The sequence below is a fragment of the Arthrobacter sp. D3-16 genome, assembly GCF_054408515.1.
In genome coordinates this window covers 3,446,600-3,463,406 of the sequence record NZ_CP096437.1, presented here as the reverse complement: position 1 = coordinate 3,463,406, position 16,807 = coordinate 3,446,600, and the positions used below count along the sequence as shown (strand labels likewise).

General features: G+C 66.0%; 20 protein-coding genes. 8 read left to right on the top strand and 12 right to left on the bottom strand.

The genetic code is table 11. From position 1 onward, the window contains the following. Positions 1–37: 37 nt before the first annotated feature. Positions 38–1,177 (top strand): PQQ-dependent sugar dehydrogenase, encoded by a 1,140-nt coding sequence (locus M1D32_RS16195; RefSeq protein ID WP_458779635.1) that lies wholly within the window; start codon positions 38–40, stop codon positions 1,175–1,177. Positions 1,178–1,224: 47 nt separating this feature from the next. On the opposite strand, the gene M1D32_RS16190 is transcribed toward M1D32_RS16195, so the two are convergent. Continuing rightward, positions 1,225–2,118 (bottom strand): helix-turn-helix transcriptional regulator, encoded by an 894-nt coding sequence (locus tag M1D32_RS16190; protein ID WP_458779634.1) that lies wholly within the window; start codon positions 2,116–2,118, stop codon positions 1,225–1,227. A gap of 140 nt (positions 2,119–2,258) precedes the next feature. Between M1D32_RS16190 and M1D32_RS16185 the strand changes: the two genes are divergently transcribed. The 4 genes from M1D32_RS16185 to M1D32_RS16170 all read left to right on the top strand — a co-directional run bounded on the left by M1D32_RS16185 (position 2,259) and on the right by M1D32_RS16170 (position 5,866). Continuing rightward, on the top strand, positions 2,259–3,521 hold the full coding sequence (locus M1D32_RS16185; RefSeq protein WP_458779633.1) for a multidrug effflux MFS transporter: 1,263 nt from the start codon (positions 2,259–2,261) through the stop codon (positions 3,519–3,521). 116 nt (positions 3,522–3,637) lie between these two features. Then, a complete protein-coding gene (locus M1D32_RS16180; RefSeq protein WP_458779632.1) occupies positions 3,638–4,681 on the top strand; it encodes an NAD(P)-dependent alcohol dehydrogenase in 1,044 nt (347 codons plus the stop codon). 180 nt (positions 4,682–4,861) lie between these two features. Next, positions 4,862–5,635, top strand: a complete 774-nt coding sequence (locus M1D32_RS16175; protein WP_458779631.1) for a hypothetical protein — start codon at positions 4,862–4,864, stop codon at positions 5,633–5,635. 51 nt (positions 5,636–5,686) lie between these two features. Continuing rightward, a complete protein-coding gene (locus M1D32_RS16170; RefSeq protein ID WP_458779630.1) occupies positions 5,687–5,866 on the top strand; it encodes a hypothetical protein in 180 nt (59 codons plus the stop codon). A gap of 15 nt (positions 5,867–5,881) precedes the next feature. Here the strand turns inward: M1D32_RS16170 and M1D32_RS16165 are convergent, their stop codons facing one another. The 5 genes from M1D32_RS16165 to M1D32_RS16145 all read right to left on the bottom strand — a co-directional run bounded on the left by M1D32_RS16165 (position 5,882) and on the right by M1D32_RS16145 (position 10,279). Beyond that, on the bottom strand, positions 5,882–6,478 hold the full coding sequence (locus tag M1D32_RS16165) for a GNAT family N-acetyltransferase (RefSeq protein ID WP_458779629.1): 597 nt from the start codon (positions 6,476–6,478) through the stop codon (positions 5,882–5,884). Beyond that, positions 6,475–8,580, bottom strand: a complete 2,106-nt coding sequence (locus M1D32_RS16160) for a penicillin acylase family protein (protein ID WP_458779628.1) — start codon at positions 8,578–8,580, stop codon at positions 6,475–6,477. The genes M1D32_RS16165 and M1D32_RS16160 overlap by 4 nt, the downstream gene beginning before the upstream one ends. 161 nt (positions 8,581–8,741) lie before the next feature. Next, the gene (locus M1D32_RS16155; RefSeq protein WP_458779627.1) at positions 8,742–9,020 is read right to left on the bottom strand and encodes a hypothetical protein; all 279 of its coding nucleotides are present in this window, start codon (positions 9,018–9,020) and stop codon (positions 8,742–8,744) included. Positions 9,021–9,086: 66 nt separating this feature from the next. Beyond that, entirely contained in the window at positions 9,087–9,857 is a 771-nt protein-coding gene (locus M1D32_RS16150; RefSeq protein WP_458782215.1) for a CPBP family glutamic-type intramembrane protease, read from the bottom strand. 71 nt (positions 9,858–9,928) lie between these two features. Then, on the bottom strand, positions 9,929–10,279 hold the full coding sequence (locus tag M1D32_RS16145) for an ArsR/SmtB family transcription factor (RefSeq protein WP_458779626.1): 351 nt from the start codon (positions 10,277–10,279) through the stop codon (positions 9,929–9,931). A gap of 96 nt (positions 10,280–10,375) precedes the next feature. On the opposite strand from M1D32_RS16145, the gene arsB reads away from it, so the two are divergent. The 3 genes from arsB to trxB are packed head-to-tail and all read left to right on the top strand — an operon-like array spanning position 10,376 to position 12,964. Then, positions 10,376–11,467: an ACR3 family arsenite efflux transporter gene (gene arsB, locus M1D32_RS16140; RefSeq protein WP_458779625.1), complete on the top strand. Its 1,092-nt coding sequence runs from the start codon at positions 10,376–10,378 to the stop codon at positions 11,465–11,467. Between the two features lie 23 nt (positions 11,468–11,490). Then, the gene (locus M1D32_RS16135; protein ID WP_458782214.1) at positions 11,491–11,925 is read left to right on the top strand and encodes an arsenate reductase ArsC; all 435 of its coding nucleotides are present in this window, start codon (positions 11,491–11,493) and stop codon (positions 11,923–11,925) included. A gap of 34 nt (positions 11,926–11,959) precedes the next feature. Further along, positions 11,960–12,964: a thioredoxin-disulfide reductase gene (gene trxB / locus M1D32_RS16130; protein ID WP_458779624.1), complete on the top strand. Its 1,005-nt coding sequence runs from the start codon at positions 11,960–11,962 to the stop codon at positions 12,962–12,964. 251 nt (positions 12,965–13,215) lie between these two features. On the opposite strand, the gene M1D32_RS16125 is transcribed toward trxB, so the two are convergent. From M1D32_RS16125 to M1D32_RS16100, 6 genes are all read right to left on the bottom strand, one after another. Further along, positions 13,216–13,413, bottom strand: coding sequence for a hypothetical protein (locus M1D32_RS16125; RefSeq protein WP_458779623.1), 198 nt, complete (start codon positions 13,411–13,413; stop codon positions 13,216–13,218). A 305-nt stretch (positions 13,414–13,718) separates the two neighbouring features. Next, entirely contained in the window at positions 13,719–14,501 is a 783-nt protein-coding gene (locus M1D32_RS16120) for a GAF and ANTAR domain-containing protein (protein WP_458779622.1), read from the bottom strand. Next, positions 14,498–14,749 (bottom strand): hypothetical protein, encoded by a 252-nt coding sequence (locus M1D32_RS16115; RefSeq protein WP_458779621.1) that lies wholly within the window; start codon positions 14,747–14,749, stop codon positions 14,498–14,500. The genes M1D32_RS16120 and M1D32_RS16115 overlap by 4 nt, the downstream gene beginning before the upstream one ends. 2 nt (positions 14,750–14,751) lie before the next feature. Then, positions 14,752–15,441 carry a GAF and ANTAR domain-containing protein gene (locus M1D32_RS16110; RefSeq protein WP_458779620.1) on the bottom strand — a complete coding sequence of 230 codons (690 nt, stop codon included), beginning with the start codon at positions 15,439–15,441 and terminating at the stop codon, positions 14,752–14,754. Between the two features lie 205 nt (positions 15,442–15,646). After that, positions 15,647–15,979, bottom strand: a complete 333-nt coding sequence (locus tag M1D32_RS16105; RefSeq protein WP_458779619.1) for a hypothetical protein — start codon at positions 15,977–15,979, stop codon at positions 15,647–15,649. Positions 15,980–15,988: 9 nt separating this feature from the next. Continuing rightward, on the bottom strand, positions 15,989–16,708 hold the full coding sequence (locus M1D32_RS16100; protein WP_458779618.1) for a GAF and ANTAR domain-containing protein: 720 nt from the start codon (positions 16,706–16,708) through the stop codon (positions 15,989–15,991). Between the last annotated feature and the right edge of the window lie 99 nt (positions 16,709–16,807).

The window sequence follows — 16,807 nt, the reverse complement described above, 5'->3', positions numbered from 1 at the left end:
GCCCTGTCCTGGGCACTGTGACTGATTGGAGAAGCGCATGCGCCACCGGACCCTTACCGCGGCTGCCATTGGGACGGGTATTCTCCTGGCTGGCTGCACAGCCACCCCGCAGCCGTCGCCCACCTCTACGTTCCCTGCCCCGTCGTCTTCGGCTCCGGTTACTTCCGCGCCGGCCACTTCCACCCCGGCCAGTGGACCCACCCGGACCGCCCCAGCCACTGTCGCCGGGACGCCGCAGCCTGTCGCAACCGGCCTTGCCGCCCCATGGTCCGTCGTGTTTCGTGACGGAACGCCGTTGGTCAGTGAGCGGAACAGCGCACGTATTCTCGAACTGGCGCCGGACGGTTCTGCCCGGCCCATCGGGACCGTTGAGGGCGTGGCTGACCGGGGAGAGTCAGGCTTGCTGGGCCTCGCGGTGGGCAGCGGCGGCGACCTCTACGTCTATTCGACGGGCTCGGACGGCAACCGGGTCCAGCGTTTCCCCGTGACCGGCACACCAGGATCGCTTTCGCTTGGGCAGCCGGACACACTGCTGGCTGGGATTCCGGCCGCGAGTACGCACGACGGCGGCCGGATCGCCTTTGGTCCCGATGGCATGCTGTACGTGACGGCCGGGGACGCGCAACAGCGCAACAGCGCCCAGGACCCGGATTCCCTTGCCGGAAAGATCCTTCGCATGACCCCCGACGGTGAGGCCCCGGCCGACAACCCCTTCCCGGGTTCTCTTACTTACAGCTACGGGCACCGGAACCCGCAGGGCCTGGCGTGGGCGGATGACGGAACCCTGTTCGCCACCGAATTCGGACAGAACACGTGGGACGAGCTGAACGTCATTAGGCCTGGCGCCAACTACGGCTGGCCCACCGTGGAAGGGATTGCGGGCCGGGAAGGTTTTGTGGATCCCGTGCAGCAGTGGCAGCCCGGCACGGCGAGTCCCAGCGGTATGGCCTACGCCGGTGGCACTTTGTTCATCGCCAACCTCCGGGGACAGGTTTTGCGGTCGGTTCCCGCCTCGGACCCCACCACGTTCACCGACCACTACAGCCGGGAGTACGGCCGCATCCGCGATGTGGCACTGGCCCCGGACGGGCAGCTGTGGTTCATGACCAACAACACCGATGGCCGCGGTGATCCGCAGTCCGGCGATGACCGGATCCTGGCCGTTCCGCTGGCATAACGGGGGACCTGGCAAGGGGGGAAGTTAGCGCTTTCCAGCTCCTGGCGTTAGCCCCCGGCGTGGGCTTGGGCTGATTTGACGATGTTCTCGGTTGCAGCCCACGAGGCAAGGAGTTTGAGGGCTTCCTCGGAGGGGCTGCCCGGCGTGGCGGGGTACACGGTGAGGGTATGGCCGGGATCCTCTTCCAGCCCCAGGACCTGATAATTCAGTTCGAGGAGTCCCACTACGGGATGCTTAAAGAACTTTGTGCCGGCGTAGTGGCGGCGGACATTGTGTGCAGCCCACCGCGTACGGAACTCGTCGCTGCGCATGGAAAGCTCACCGATCAGCTCGGCAATGCCTTTGTCGTGCGGGCTGCGTCCGGCCTCGCGGCGCAGGATGGCGACATTGACGTTCGCTGCCCGGTCCCAGTCCGTGTAGAAATCGTGCGCACGGGGGTCCAGGAAGATAAACCGTGAATGGTTCGCCGGCCTTGCCGTGCCACGGTACATGTCGGAGTACAACGCGTAGCCCAAGGCGTTGGCGGCCAGGATATCCATGCGGTTATTGCCGATGAAGGCCGGTGCCCCCGTGATGGTGTCCAGGAGATACTGCAGCTCCCGCCGCACGCCGGACGGGACGGAACCTGCGGCACTCGCGGCACGCTTGCGTCCCGAAGTGTTGGCCGCCCGGGCCAAGTCGTAAAGGTGGTCGTGTTCAGCGCGGTCCAGCTCCAGCGCCTGTGCGATGGCGTCCAGCACACTGTCGGAAACCCCGGTGAGGTTTCCGCGTTCCAGCCGGGTGTAGTAGTCCACGCTGACCCCGGCCAGCCGGGCCACTTCTTCACGCCGCAGTCCCGGCACGCGCCGCCGCCCGCCATACGGTTCGATACCTGCCTGTTCCGGCGTGATGCGTCCCCGGCGGGTAGAAAGGAACTGCCGGACCTCGGCTCGGTTATCCATACGGACACGTTACGACGAAACCACAAACCCTAAGGAGGGTCTGGCAGAACCCGTTTCAGCAGGGCCCTCGCTACGTTTGCCGGCTGCCGGTTTGATGGAGATAACCCCTTTTAGCCATCTACGAGCTGGAGCATCCACCCATGCTGCCGAACGCAACCACCCGCGTGCCGTCGGGCAGCATCGTCCCGGCCACGCTGGTTGCCACCGTCATCTTCCTGACGGCTGTGGCGCCGCTGGCTACCGATATGTACGTCCCCGCCTTCCCGCGGGTATCGGAAGAATTCGGTACCACTGCCTCCGCCGTGCAGTTGACGTTGACCACGTTCTTCGCCGGGATGGGGCTCGGACAGCTGGTAGGCGGGCCCTTCAGCGACCAGCGAGGCCGGCGGATGCCGCTGGTCGCGGGAACGCTGCTCATGACAGCCGCCTCGGTTGCCTGCGCCGCCGCACCGGACGTTTGGATCCTGATGCTGGCCCGGTTCCTGCAGGGCTTCGGCGGCGGCTGGGCCACGGTCATCGGGCGGGCCGTCATCGTGGACCTGGCGCACGGGCCGCAGCTGGTCCGGGTACTTAACCTCGTGATGGGCATCGGCGGCGTGGCTCCCATCATCAGCCCCCTGCTCGGGGCCGTCATTCTCCAACTCACCGGGCGGCGGATGACCTTCTGGTCGCTTGCCGCCCTTGGCATCCTGATGACCCTCTGTGCGCTGTTCATCGTTCCGGAGTCGCTGCCGCCCGGGAAGCGGCACGCAGGCGGGCTGGGGGAATTCGGCCGTGCGGCGAAGGCCGTGCTCTCAAACCGCAGGTTCGTTGGCTACGTGGTGGTGGCGTCGTCGGCCTTCATCGCCCTGTTCGCTTACGTGGCAACGTCCGCGTTCATCCTGCAGAACATGAACGGCCTGTCGCCCCTGGCGTACTCGATCGTCTTCGCGGCAAACGCAGGCGGCATGACCATCGCCGCGCTGGTTTCGGCACGGCTCGCTGGCCGTGTGTCTACGAGGAAGGTCATCTTCGTGGGGCAAATTATTGCCCTTGCCGCCGGAGCGGCCATGCTGGCCGGTGCCCTGTGGTGGGCCACCCCGCTGCTGGTGGCGATGGGCAGCTTTTTCGCCCTCATGGTGGCCCAAGGCCTGATAAATTCCAACGGCGGTGCCCTCGCCTCGGCCGAAGTACCCGAACACCCGGGCACCAGCTCAGCCGTGCTGGGGCTCGTCCAGTGGACCACAGCCGGTGTCGTCGCTCCGATAGCGGGACTGGGCGGCTCGGACACAGCCGTGCCCATGGCGTTGCTGATGATCGCCGGAGCGCTGCTTTCCCTGTTCGGACTCCTTGTCCTGGCCCGCCCGCACACCGCACGTCCCCCTGCTGGGCACAACATCGAGGACGGATATGAGGGCCGCTAAAGGGGTTCTGCCATAACCCGTTTCAGCAGGGCCCTCGCTACGCCTCCCCACCGCGGGGTTTGATGTTAATCGACCCTGTAGCATTTCGTTACCCCCCAAAGAACCACAGGAGAACCATGACCACCGTCAAGGCCTATGCATCCCCGTCCGCCACAGAGGACCTTTTTGCGACCACCATCGAACGCCGCGAAGTGGGCCCCCACGACGTCCTGATCGAGATCAAGTTCGCCGGCATCTGCCACTCAGACATCCATACTGTCCGCGGCGACTGGGGCCCGCAGCAGTACCCGCTGGTTCCCGGCCACGAGATCGCCGGTGTTGTGACGGAAGTCGGCTCGGCCGTCACGAAGCACGCTGTGGGTGACCGGGTTGGCGTCGGCTGCATGGTCAACTCCTGCCGCGAATGCGCCAACTGCCTGAAGGGCGAGGAGCAGTACTGCCTGGCTGGCAACGTCGGTACCTATGGCGCAGTTGACCGCGACGGAACCATCACCCAGGGCGGGTACTCCACCCACGTCGTCGTGACCGAAGACTTCGTGGTCCGGATTCCGGAAGGCATCGGGCTCGACGCCGCCGCGCCGCTGCTGTGCGCCGGCATCACCACGTTCTCCCCGCTGCGCCACTGGGGCGCCGGCCCGGGCAAGAAGGTCGCCGTCGTAGGCCTCGGCGGCCTCGGCCACATGGCCGTCAAGCTCGCCGCTGCCATGGGGGCAGAGGTAACAGTCCTGTCCCAGTCGCTGAAGAAGCAGGAAGACGGGCTGCGCCTGGGCGCCAGCAGCTACTACGCCACCAGCGATCCGGGCACCTTCGAACAGCTCGCCGGCACCTTCGTCCTGATTATCAACACCGTCAGCGCTTCGATCGACATCAGCTCCTACCTGCAGCTGCTCACCCTCGACGGAGCGCTGGTCAACGTCGGCGCCCCCGGGGAACCGCTACCGGTCAACGCCTTCGCCCTGATCATGGGCCGCCGCTCCTTCGCCGGTTCCATGATCGGCGGCATCCGCGAAACGCAGGAGATGCTGGACTTCTGCGCGGAGCACGGCATCGGGGCGGAGATCGAGGTCATCCCCGCCGGGAAGATCAATGAAGCCTACGAGCGTGTCCTTGCCTCGGACGTCCGCTATCGCTTCGTGATCGATACCGCCACACTTTCGTAACACAACGCGTTCGACGGCGGCCGAGTCCCCAGGGGGCGGGCCGCCGTCGCACGTTAAAGCCCTAAAGCCCTTCTGTTATTCGCCGCAACGGTTCGGTGCCAATCACTCAGCCCCCGGTCCGGAACCTGAAGGTGGTTCGACAATTGAAGGACAGGTTTTCCCCAGTCCCGGGAGGGTGAAATGCGTAGGTCCGGCGGGCTTGTCCCCGCGATGATCCTGGCTGCTGTTGTGCTGGCCGGCTGCGGCCCGCAGGCAGGGCCACCGACGGCAACAACCCCGGCGGGGACGACCACCGCCCCCATGGCATCCGCTGTCCCCAGCCCTTCCGTCGCCTCGACCCCGCCGGACGGCCGGGCCACCACCACGACGCCGGCCCCGCCGGCGAAGCCCACCGCCAGGGGGACGGCGTGGATGACCTTTACGACGGCGGACGGGCAGCTTGCATTTGACCTGCCGGCTGAGTGGGGCGTGCGGGATCCGGCAGGGGAGCTCCCGGAAGGCGGGGGCGCCTTCGCCGAGGTGACGAACGAGGCCGGCAAGCCGCTGGCCACGCTGAGGACCAACATGGCCACCGGTTCCACCTGCATGGAGAAGTATCCCTTCTCGGAGTTTGAGTCCCAGGAACTCCCCGCGCTCGCCCGGGACGGCGACGTGCCCCGGTACGTGTATGAAACCCGCGGCGATGCCACGGCTCCCGGTCCGGCCGATACCCCGGCCGCCGCCTACGGCATCACCACTGTTGCCGCTCCCACCGGCGACTCAGCCTGCCCCATCTTCCACTTCTTCACCTGGCCGCCCACTGCCGCTATGTTCGGCGCGTTCTTCAATCCGGAGAACAACGTGACGCCCGGTGCCGAGTCACTGCCGTACCCGGAACAGGCCCGGAAATACATGGACACCGCCGAGTACCAGGACATCAGGCGGATGATCACGTCGCTGCGGCCGGCCGGTTAAAACCCAACAGTTTTCCGCCATCCGGGCCCACCCTCACAACGAATTACCGGCATGAACTATTACAGCCCGGCGGCGCAGGAACGAGCCCGGGATGCCGCATACGACGCAATGGAAAAAGTCCTCGACGGCATGTTCTCGCTGTTGAACCGGCACGCGCTGAACGCCCGCTGGAAACAGGCCTGCGAAGCCATGGCGAAATACCTGGAAGCCGAAGACAACGGCGAGGAATAGGTACCGCTCCGTGCCCTACCCGGCCCACCGTGACTCGAACGTCTCACGCGTAAGAAACACCAGTTGGGCTTCCTTCCCGGGCAACTGCACCTTGGGGCCGGCTTCGAAGCCGTAACCCACAAACCGGCCGATGGCTTTGCTGTTCCGCGCATCCGGTTCCGCCACGACGCGGTCTTTTGCAGGGTCGGCCAGGAGGAACCGGATGAGCCCGGACAGCAGGGTGGCGGTGAAGTTGGGAACCGGTTGTGCCGCGGGGGCAAGGAGCAGGTGCATCCCCGTATCCTCCTGGCGCGCCGGATACGTTTCGCCCACGGGATCGTGCAGGGGCTCGTACGTCTGGAAGATCCCCACAGGCTGGTCCTCCACCACCATCAGGTAGCCGTGGTGCGTGTCCAGGCTGTCGAGGAAGGCATAGATGTCCCGCACTTCGTCCCGGGTCATGGCGCTCATGCCCCAGAACTGCGCGCGTTCCTCCCGCACCCAGCTGTACATGAGGTCTGCGTCCGCCTCGGGCGCAATCACGATGAGCCGCAGGCGGCCCAGGCCCGGGAGCTGTTCCTCGTACACCGCGCTTCTTGCCGGGAGGGGGAGGGCTGTATCAGCGCCGGTCATGGTTTCTCCTTGGTGAGCTGGTCCCAGTCGCTGACAACGGGTATGAGTCCGCCGGCTGCCCAGTGCGGCAGCTGGCTCGCAAAATGGTGGTTGTCCGGGTTTCCCGAGGCGCCGAACGGGACGATCCAGCGGCTCTTCGTCCGGTCCGAAAGGTCCCAGACGTAGCGTGCCACGGGCCCTCGGAAGGACCCGTCCGTGATGCCGGGCAGGCTTTCGGTGGACAGGACGCAGTTGGTGTCGCCGGACAACGAAGCCACCGGCACCGTTGGCGCCGCGGCTCCGATCACGGGGTAGTCCGACACCGCGTGCAGCGGCAACAGGGTGTGGCTGTCTCCCCAGGTTCCCGTCGGCGGTGCTGCGGCCACTTCCTCCAGCGCCTGCCGGGCCGCTGCGCCGACGTCGACGCCGTGTTGGTCACCCTTCGCGATGATGGTCTCGACGGCGAAACCCACCCTGGCGGCCGGGTGCAGCCACGGCGCGAACAGGGGCGAGCGGCCGTGCGGCGCGGTCAAGGGTTCCAGGGCGGGGCTTTGTGCCAGCGCGAGGACCAGCGCCGAACGCCAGGCAGAGAACGTTGCTGCCGCGTTGCTGTCCGCCCGCATGTGGCCGTCCCAGCCCAGCAACTGCCGGCGCAACTCGCCGGCAGGATCACTCAGCAGGTCCAGGCCTTCCAGCAACGTCCGGAAGGCCGGCCACGATCCGGACAGGGTGTCCAAGTGGATACGTTGCATGGCGTCCGCGTCGAGCTCCCGCCCGGCCTCCTCGAGCAACTGCCGGATCCGCCCGGCTCGGTGGGCGGGGGCGAATTCCAGCCCGGTCCTGTCGCCGCCACCGGAATTACGGTCGTTGGCGTTGACTGCAAGCGCCTCCACTGCCGACCGGGGCAGGTCCACCCACCCGCCGGTCCACTGGTGGTCTGAGGACCAGGCAGGAACAGGGCGCACACGGTTCTCCCTGTTCCGCACCGGCACCTTGCCGGCCACAATGTTCCGTACGCCTCCGCTGGAGTCCGCAGCCAGCACACAGTTGACGGGCTCCACCCAAGAAGTTAGCGCCGCCTCCACCTCGGCCGCCGAACGGCTCCGAAGGAGCGGCAGGAGGGCCTCGAACCCCAGCACCCCGGCAGCGCGCGACGGCGTCCGCAGGCTGAGCGCCCCGCCGTCGGGCCCGCCGGAGATCACCGGGCCCCGCGCCGTTTCGATCACATCCACAGTCTCGGCGGCGGCGCCGCGCACCAGGATCTCCTCCTGATGGTGCCCCGGCAGAGGCTCCCAGCCGTCCGGCCCCAACGCCTGCAGGGTGCCGCCATCGTGCCGCAGCTGCTCGGTGTACAGGTCCTGGTAGTCCGCCATCGCGTTGGTGACGGCCCACGCTGCGGTGCCGGTGTGGCCGAAATGGGGCAGACCGGGGACACCGGGAAAAGCCAGCCCAACGACGTCGAACTCCGGACAGGCGAGGCGCACCTGCTGGTACACCCCGGGCAGCTCCATGAGCCGGTGCGGGTCCCCGGCGATCAGTGGAAATCCCGAATCCGTCAGGCTCCCGGCTGCCGCCCAGGCATTGCTGCCGGCCCAGACCGGAGCCTCGATGCTGAAAAGTCCCACCGCGGCGGGGCCGAGGGTTGCGGCGACGTGTTCCCGCCAGAGTTTGTTGGGGAAGGTGCTGAAGAGGATGTGGTGGACCAGGAAGACGCCCAGCGGAGTCCATGGTTCCCAGGGGGCCGGGGCGGTCCTGGTGTCCCGGAACTCCTGCGCGTCCCGGCGGCCGTCCATTAGTGCCTGGTTGACGCCGTCCACATACGCCGTGCACCAACGCTGCGTCCCCTCATCCAGCGCGGCGAAACAGCGGCGGGCGGTGTGGCCAATCCTTGACTGGCGGGCAAACCTGTCCCACACCACGCCCTCGGCGCCCAGCTGCTCCGCGGTCCTGCCCTCGGAGCGCCAGCGTTCCATCTCGATCTGCCACGAACGGTCCGTTGCGGCGTTGCTTCCTTGCAGGAAGGCCAGTTCCTCCGCGGAGTCCGCCCGCAGATGGGGAATTCCCCAGGCGTCCCGGAACGTTTCAGCCGCATGGGCGGGGTCCGGCAGGGGAATGGGGCGCACGGTCAGTCCTTCTTCTTAGGGGAACCTAAGTAAGAGTAGGGTGCTGGTGTGTGTTCCCAAAAACGAGGCCTGAAATGAAGTTAGGCAACCGCGTGAGTGGGCATCCCTCCTGCCGCGACGGTCGGTGCCCACCGGGAGCGGCCCTCATGGTCCATTCCGCCCTATCCGCCGCCGGCTTCCCCTTCAAGCTCTTCGAGCACGTCGGCGGCGTCCCGGTTGCCTCCCGCGGCCAAGCGGCGGAGCTCATCGAGGTCGCCCGCCTCGCCGGCCGTTTCCACCAGCTGGTCCGCCGCGTCCCGGCTGCCCGCTTGAGCCAGCCGCCGGAGTTCGTTCGGGTCCCCGTGTTCGGCGGCACGCTCAATCAGTTCATCGACGGCGTCGGACTCACCGCGGGCCGCCCGCAGCCGGAGGTCATCAAGCTCAGGATCGGGTGTCTGCACGCTCCCACTATGGGCTCCCGCATCCTTCACGTCCAGAGCAGGTGAGTCCCAATTCGGCAGGAGGCGTTAGTACAGGAATATGTCGATCCACTCACGGTTGTGGGCGTGGATGAGGACCAGGAACAGCACGAAGTCGAACAGCAGGTGGACGCTGACGATGTAGGACAGGGACTTGGTAATCGTGAAGAGCCTTGCCTGGAGCAGGGCAAACGGGAAGATGAAGAACGGCGCCCAGGAGTGGAATCCCAGTTCCCAGAGGAATGACGTGAAAAGCACGGCCTGGAGCAGGTTGGCCTGCCAGTCGGGTAGGTGCCGGCGCAGGAGCGTAAAGGCCGTGCAAATAAAGAACAGCTCGTCCCAGATCCCCAGCACGTTGGTTCCCAGGAAGAGGCGCGCGATGCCTTCCGGGTCGCTGACGGCCGGCCAGTTGTTGTAGACGCCGGTCCGGATCATGTAGACCGGCATCAGGGCGTACCCGATCACCAGGACTGCCGGCAGGTACCATTTTTCGGCACGGGTCCACGGCTGGCCGGTCCGGACGGGGAAGCGGATGGCGTGGTCCTTGGTGACGAACCGCGAAACCGCATAGGGAATGCCGACAGCCAGGACCATCGCCGTACCCATTACGGCCATGTGCTCGGTGCTGATGTCCGTGGTGATGGGGACCAGGCTCATGGCAGTCAGGCCCACGGCAATCAACGCCAGGTCAATAGCGAGGCGGCGGCTGATCATAACGGCCAGCACCAGGGCGGCGGCCAGGAGGAGGAAGCCCGGGACGCGGTCCTCCCGGGCAAACAGCAGAAAGCCCGACGCCGATACCAGCACCGCCGGGACCAGGCTCAGTGGCGCGCGGGCCGGGTAGGCCGGGCCAGCTCCGCGCCCTTGTGCTTGCGCCGCAGATTGCTGCTTCACAGCGTCGCCAGGAGTCCGGCCGCCTCATCCAGCGCGCCGGGGACGAGCGAGTAGTAGGCCCAGGTGCCACGCTTTTCACGGTGCAGCAGTCCGGCGTCCACGAGGATTTTCAGGTGGTGGGAGACCGTGGGCTGGCCAAGGTCCAGCGGCTCAGTCAGGTCGCACACGCAGGCTTCGCCTGATTCCCCCGCCTTGACGATGGACAGCAGGCGGAGCCGGTTCGGATCTGCCAGCGCCTTGAACACCAATGCCCGCTGCTGGGCTTCCTTGGCGCCCAGGGCCGGCTTCTCGGACGGCGTGCAGCAGGAGGCGTCCACCTCGGGTTCGAGAATCTGCAGGGAGGTCATGCACCCCATTATGCAACAGATTGACATCCGTCGATATGGATGGCCATACTTCATATATCGACAACCATCAATTTAGTTGAGCCGCACAGGAGCACCGTGAGTACCCAGACGCACCAGCCGCCGTCCGCCCCCGGAGAGGCCGCCGTCGTTGGCAGGCTCTCCACGCTGGACCGGTTCCTTCCCGTCTGGATCGTGGCCGCCATGCTGCTCGGCCTGGCCCTGGGCAGCCTCCTCCCGGGCCTGAATACCGCACTGGAAGCAGTGAAGGTGGGCGAGGTTTCCCTCCCCATTGCCATCGGCCTGCTGGTGATGATGTACCCCGTCCTGGCCAAGGTCCGCTACGACCAGGCGAACCGGGTCATCGCGGACAGGAAGCTCCTGGTCTCGTCGCTGGTGATCAACTGGCTCCTGGCCCCGGCCTTTATGTTCGTCCTGGCCTGGATCTTCCTGGCCGACCTGCCTGAGTACCGCACAGGACTGACTATCGTGGGGCTGGCCCGCTGCATCGCGATGGTGATGATCTGGAACGATCTCGCCTGCGGTGACCGGGAGGCTGCCGCCGTGCTGGTGGCCATCAACTCCGTCTTCCAGGTGGTCGCATTCGGCGCGCTGGGCTGGTTCTACCTGCAACTCCTGCCGTCCTGGCTGGGCCTGCCCACCACGAGCGCCGACTTCTCCTTCTGGGCCATCACCGCCTCCGTGCTGATCTTCCTCGGCATCCCGCTGCTGGCCGGCTTCCTCACGAGGACGCTCGGGGAGAAGGTCAGGGGCCGGGACTGGTACGAAGGCACTTTCCTGCCGAAGATCGGGCCCTGGGCACTCTACGGACTCCTCTTCACCATCACACTCCTGTTCGCCCTCCAGGGCGGCACCATCACGTCCAGGCCGCTCGATGTCGCCAGGATCGCGCTGCCGCTGCTGGTCTACTTCGTGGTGGTCTTCGGCGCCGGCATGCTCGTGGGAAAGTGGCTGGACCTCGGCTACGCCAAAACCACCACCCTCGCCTTCACCGCCGCCGGCAACAATTTCGAATTGGCCATCGCTGTGGCGATTGGCACCTTCGGTGTCACGTCCGGCCAGGCGCTCGCCGGCGTCGTCGGCCCCTTGATTGAAGTGCCCGCACTTGTTGCACTTGTATACGCCGCACTGTGGGCGCGCCGACGCTACTTCGCCCCCGCCGCCCGCTGAACCACACATCTCCAGGAGACATGATGACCACCGAAACAGCCAGGAAGCCCTCCGTCCTCTTCGTCTGCGTCCACAACGCGGGCCGCTCCCAGATGGCTGCCGCGTTCCTCACCACGATGGCCAAGGGGACGGTGGAGGTCCGCTCCGCCGGTTCCCAGCCCGCGGACAAAGTGAACCCCGCCGCCGTCGAGGCCATGGCAGAGCTCGGCATCGACATGTCCGCCGAAATCCCGAAAATGCTCACCACCGAGGCCGTCAAGGAATCCGACGTCGTCATCACCATGGGCTGCGGTGACGAATGCCCCTACTTCCCCGGAAAGCGCTATGAGGACTGGGTCCTGGAGGATCCCGCAGGCCAGGGCGTGGACGCCGTGCGCCCCATCCGCGACGACATCAAGACCCGCATCGAGAACCTGATCACGGAGCTGGTACCCGCACGGCACCCGGACGCCCAGTAGCCTTTTCCCACACGCCTGAAGCAAAGGAACCCCCGTGACCCTTAACGCCAACAACCAGCACGCCGCCACCGAACAGCTGATCATCATCGGCTCAGGCCCCGCCGGCTACACCGCTGCCATCTACGCTGCCCGGGCCGGCCTTGAACCGCTGGTGCTGGCCGGATCGGTGACTGCCGGCGGTGCGCTCATGAACACCACCGAAGTGGAAAACTTCCCGGGCTTCCCCGGCGGCATCCAGGGACCGGAGCTCATGGAGGGGCTGCAGGAGCAGGCCGAAAAGTTCGGCGCCAAGGTAGTGTTCGACGACGTCACGGAGGTTGCGCTCGGCGGCCACCTGAAGACGGTGGTCACCGGCGGCGGCGAAACCCACCGTGCCCCGGCCGTCATCCTGGCAACCGGCTCCGCCTACAAGGAACTCGGGCTGCCGGAGGAGAAAAAGTTCAGCGGCCACGGAGTTTCCTGGTGCGCCACCTGCGACGGGTTCTTCTTCCGCGAACAGGACATCATCGTGGTGGGCGGCGGGGACTCGGCCATGGAGGAAGCAATGTTCCTGACCCGGTTCGGCAAGTCCGTCACCGTCGTCGTGAGGAAGGGCGAGCTGCGCGCCTCCCGCATCATGGCGCAGCGGGCCAAGGACAACCCCAAGATCACCTTTGCCTGGAACTCCGCCGTCACGGCCATTCACGGCGACGGCAAAGTCTCCGGGGTAACGCTCACGGACACGCGCACCGGGGAGAGCCGGCACCAGTCCGCCACCGGGATCTTCGTTGCGATCGGCCACGTGCCGCGCACCGAACTGCTGACCGGGCAGGTGGACCTCGATGACGACGGCTACATCAAGGTGGATTCGCCCACCACCGTTACCAACCTCTCCGGCGTGTTTGCCTGCGGCGACGCGGTGGACCACCGGTACCGCCAGGCCATCACCGCCGCCGGTACGGGCTGTGCTGCTGCCCTCGACGCCGAGCGCTACCTCGCCGCGCTGGAGGATGCGGACAGCATCGCCACCGCGCTCGTCGAGGAACCAACCCACAGCTAGGACCCGGAACAGGGGAGGGGGTGAGCGGAATGAGGACAGGATGCTGCGGCGACTCCGGTTGCTGCGACGACGATCAGGACTGCTGCTGACCACTCGCCCGCCGGCTGCGCATTTCCGGAACCGGTGCTGGTGGGCTTCCCCACCGGGCTGTCCCACGGCCGCTCAGCGAGCAACTGAAACACCCGCAAAGCAGGAAAGCGGGCGACGGCGGAACCTCCCGCCGTCGCCCGCTTTCCTCTGAGGGGTGGGACTTACGCGGAGACCAGCGCGCGGTCTTCGCCGCGCACGCTCAGCGTAAAGGTGTTGGGTCCGCTGCAAGTGACGGCGATGCGGCAGGTGGTGGTGTTGTGGCGCGCGGAAAGGTCGCTTACCGCGGTGTCCAGCGTGTGGTGGAGGGCCGACCGGTCCCAGATCTTCAGGGTTACGGAGTCATTGGCATCGAACGTCATTATTCAACTTCCATTTCATGCGGTTGGCGGCCCGGAGACTTCATTGCCCGGACCGTGTCCTCGTCGGTGAGAACTGACTGCAGGTGGGAAAGCGCATTCCCGTACTTCCATGGTGCAGGTTGCCGTGAGGATTGGCAACCGTAGCAGGGCTGATGTGACCAAGCACACGGGACCGCGGGAAGTGTTGCTCCGGAAGCCGCAAGCCCTGCTTTCCCATGGTGCCCAGAGCCGGGTGCGCCTCTCAACCAATATGCGGATTGTTGCAGGTGAGACTCGTCACGTCTTAGCCAACTGGGGCAGCGGTGCTACTCGTCGAAGTAGGTGACGATCTGCTGCTCGCCCGAGATGGACCTGATGACGGAAGCCGCTACATCCCGGAGCTTGATGTTGCGGGTGTTGGAGGCCTTCGTGAGGATTTGGAATGCAGTGTCCCGGCTGCACCTGTTTTCTGCCATGATGGCGCCGACCGCCATGTCGATGACGGTGCGGGACTGCATGGCCGAGGCGAGGTCGCTCCTGGCCTCGCTGAGCTGGGTGATGCGAAGTACCAGCCGCACTGAACTTGCGGCCTGGCTGGCGAAGGCTTCCACGGTGGACACATCGTCGTCGGAAAATCCGTTGCTTCGGCCGGAATAGAGGTTGAGGACCGCTTCTGCCTCGCCGGCCAGGTCCAGCGGTACGGCAAGGATGGAGGAAACGCCATGCTCCCTGGCCACCTTCAGGTAGGCGCGCCAGCGCCGCTCGACCGCAAGGTCCGACACCAGGACAGTCGTTCCGGCCCGGAGTGCCGTCAGGCAGGGTCCATCCCCGAACCCGTTCTGCAACTCGTCCAGGGCGTGTGCTGCCGCGTCGCTGCTGGCTACTGCTTCGGCTCTCTTGCGCCGGATGACGGTGACTCCGGTGTGGATCCGGTTGTCGGGGGAGGACAGCCTTGAAGAGGCAACCACCGCCAAGTCAGTGAGGAAGCCGACGATGTCCCGGCTGTCCAGGACCATTTCCTGAAGCCGCAGCTCAATGTTCGACGCCGATTGCGGGACTTCCCGGGGTGCGGCGTCAAAGCTGCCGGCGCTGGAATCGTGAGCAGTCATGGTAGGTCACCTTCCGTTAGTTCCGTAATCGCCGTGGCAATCAAGGCCACTTGCGCGGCCGGAATGTCGATTGCTTCATGGAGGTAGGCATCCAGGGACATCTCATCAATTCCGCCACCGAGCCCGTAGTAGTACGTCCACAACTTGGCCAGCGGCAAATCGGTGTTCCGGAAGCGTTCAGCTGTGCCGCGCCGCTCTTCAGCTGCACGGTTCGGTTGCTCGGAACCTTCGCCCCCGTCGGTACACATTCCTAGCCTCCGTTGAGCCGGCCTGCCGGGAGCTGAGCTCCCCGGACGATGTCGCTGGCGATGTCATGGACCCGCCGGTTGTTGGACTTGGCGGCCCGCTGGAGGACCTCCAAGGCGTCGTCCCGCCCGCCACGCTGCTGGAGCATGATCAGGGACACCGCAGCGTCCACCACGGCCCGTGACTTCAGCGCGGCGCGGAGGTGCCCGGGATGTACATTCGCGCCGTGCAGCCTCAGGGCGATCCTCAGGACGCGGGACATGGATGCCGCGTGCTGCTCCAACAGGGGCACTGTTTCCCCGGTGAAGGCGCCCACCGTACTTGCGTAACAGTTTAATCCTGCACGGGAAAAGGGCTCGGTGGGGATGGGGACAGCCAGGACGGAACGCACGCCTTCATGGAGTGCTGCCTCCAGGTAGTCGCTCCAGCGTGCATCGCCCCTCAGGTCCGGGATCAACACGAGGCGTTGCTCCCGGGCCGCCGTCAGGCAAGGCCCGTCATGGAACGCGTACTGTGTTTCATCCAGCCGGCGGCCCGCTTCGCTGCTGCTGGCAACCGTTGCCGGCCCTCCGTCGCGCTCCACTGTAATGGTGCACGTCACCTGGCCATCGGCGCCGACCAGCGAAGCGGACATTGTGGCGAGACCCAGGAGGAACTCAGGAAATTCAGGGCTCTCGAGTAGCAGATCCTGCATCTGGTCCGAAGTGGTAAGTCTGCTGTCCTGGGCCACGAGGCCTCGATCCCTGGGTTTGCCGTGAGCATTTGCCCCTGGCCATCGGCCTCCGCTCTCTGCACGGCTGACCTGAGTATTCAACCTCTGGATCTGTTGTTATCCCGAAATCTCCTACTACTGACACTACGCCGGTACGGGACCTATTGATACGCTCGCACGCTCCGATCTACTCGTCCGGCCCGGCTTGCCGTCTCGTGCCGTCATCCCGGCTGTCCGCCGCCTCGGGAGCTGTTGCCGTGCCGCCGTCGAAATCGTCGGAGTAAGGTGCGCGGGGCCGGGGGAGGTCGTCAATGAGCTCATTGGCGGCCAGCGCCAGCAGGTCGCGCTGGACGGGCGGCAGGGAAAGCAGCCCTTGCAGGTAGGCTTCCACCTCGTATTCGCCCGCATCGCCGGACATGCCGAAATATTTCAGCCACAGCTCGGATACCAGGATGTCCGCGGCCTTCAGCGCGGAGCGCAGCCTGCGCCGTTGTTCCGGTTCGTTCGGATCAAACCCCACGGGCAGCTCCTACGCCCCGTGTGCCGGCGTCCCGGCCAGGACACGTTCGCTGATCTGCTGCAATGCGGTATTTTCGTCGCGGGCCTGCTTAATCAACTGGTGCAGGGCGGCTTCGTGGCTAATCCCCAGGCGTTCCATCAGCACGCCGCACGCCCGGTTTACAACGTCACGGCTGTACAGGGACGCCTGCAGGCCCTGCGTCATCCTGTGCGGCGCCTCGCTGGCCTGGATGTGCGAGAGCAGGGTGGCGGCCGGGGCGGCAAAGAGCTGAAGCAGGATGACGCTGGACTCGTCATAGGTATCGGGGGTGGCGGCGTACAGCTTCAGGGCGCCGATGGATTCCTTGCCCGCGACCAGGGGTGCGCTGACAACTGAACGCACGGGCAGACCCGCTACGGCCTTGCGCCATTCCGGCCACCGGGATTCATCATTCAGATCCCTGACCAGTACAGGTTCCTCTGTGGCCCACGCGGTCAGGCACGGACCTTCCCCGCACTCGTACTGTTTGGTGTCGGCCTGCCTAACAATCCTGTCCGTGTAACCGCTGCTGGTGCGGCGCCCCCGTGCATCCAGGAGGGATACGCCTGCTCCGATGGTGCCAGGAACGGACTCCTTGGCTGCCTGGGCCAACAGCCGCACTGCGGTATTCACTTTTTCTTCCGTCAGCAGCAGCCCGTGAATGCGAGCGATCACAGTGCTGAGCTCGTCGAGGGGAAGTTGCTGCGCCATAGTCCCAGCATAGAGCCAAGGGCTCGCCGCCGCCCCGTTGGCTCACAGGGAAACCCGCCGTCCGGGAAGGGCTTACGACGGCGGCCCCGCGGCAGGTCC

Coding starts and splice junctions, on each gene's coding strand:
- M1D32_RS16195 (WP_458779635.1), top strand. CDS start 38: ATGCGCCACCGGACCCTTACCGCGGCTGCCATTGGGACGGGTATTCTC.
- M1D32_RS16190 (WP_458779634.1), bottom strand. CDS start 2,118: ATGGATAACCGAGCCGAGGTCCGGCAGTTCCTTTCTACCCGCCGGGGA.
- M1D32_RS16185 (WP_458779633.1), top strand. CDS start 2,259: ATGCTGCCGAACGCAACCACCCGCGTGCCGTCGGGCAGCATCGTCCCG.
- M1D32_RS16180 (WP_458779632.1), top strand. CDS start 3,638: ATGACCACCGTCAAGGCCTATGCATCCCCGTCCGCCACAGAGGACCTT.
- M1D32_RS16175 (WP_458779631.1), top strand. CDS start 4,862: ATGCGTAGGTCCGGCGGGCTTGTCCCCGCGATGATCCTGGCTGCTGTT.
- M1D32_RS16170 (WP_458779630.1), top strand. CDS start 5,687: ATGAACTATTACAGCCCGGCGGCGCAGGAACGAGCCCGGGATGCCGCA.
- M1D32_RS16165 (WP_458779629.1), bottom strand. CDS start 6,478: ATGACCGGCGCTGATACAGCCCTCCCCCTCCCGGCAAGAAGCGCGGTG.
- M1D32_RS16145 (WP_458779626.1), bottom strand. CDS start 10,279: ATGACCTCCCTGCAGATTCTCGAACCCGAGGTGGACGCCTCCTGCTGC.
- M1D32_RS16135 (WP_458782214.1), top strand. CDS start 11,491: ATGACCACCGAAACAGCCAGGAAGCCCTCCGTCCTCTTCGTCTGCGTC.
- M1D32_RS16125 (WP_458779623.1), bottom strand. CDS start 13,413: ATGACGTTCGATGCCAATGACTCCGTAACCCTGAAGATCTGGGACCGG.
- M1D32_RS16120 (WP_458779622.1), bottom strand. CDS start 14,501: ATGACTGCTCACGATTCCAGCGCCGGCAGCTTTGACGCCGCACCCCGG.
- M1D32_RS16115 (WP_458779621.1), bottom strand. CDS start 14,749: ATGTGTACCGACGGGGGCGAAGGTTCCGAGCAACCGAACCGTGCAGCT.
- M1D32_RS16110 (WP_458779620.1), bottom strand. CDS start 15,441: ATGCAGGATCTGCTACTCGAGAGCCCTGAATTTCCTGAGTTCCTCCTG.
- M1D32_RS16100 (WP_458779618.1), bottom strand. CDS start 16,708: ATGGCGCAGCAACTTCCCCTCGACGAGCTCAGCACTGTGATCGCTCGC.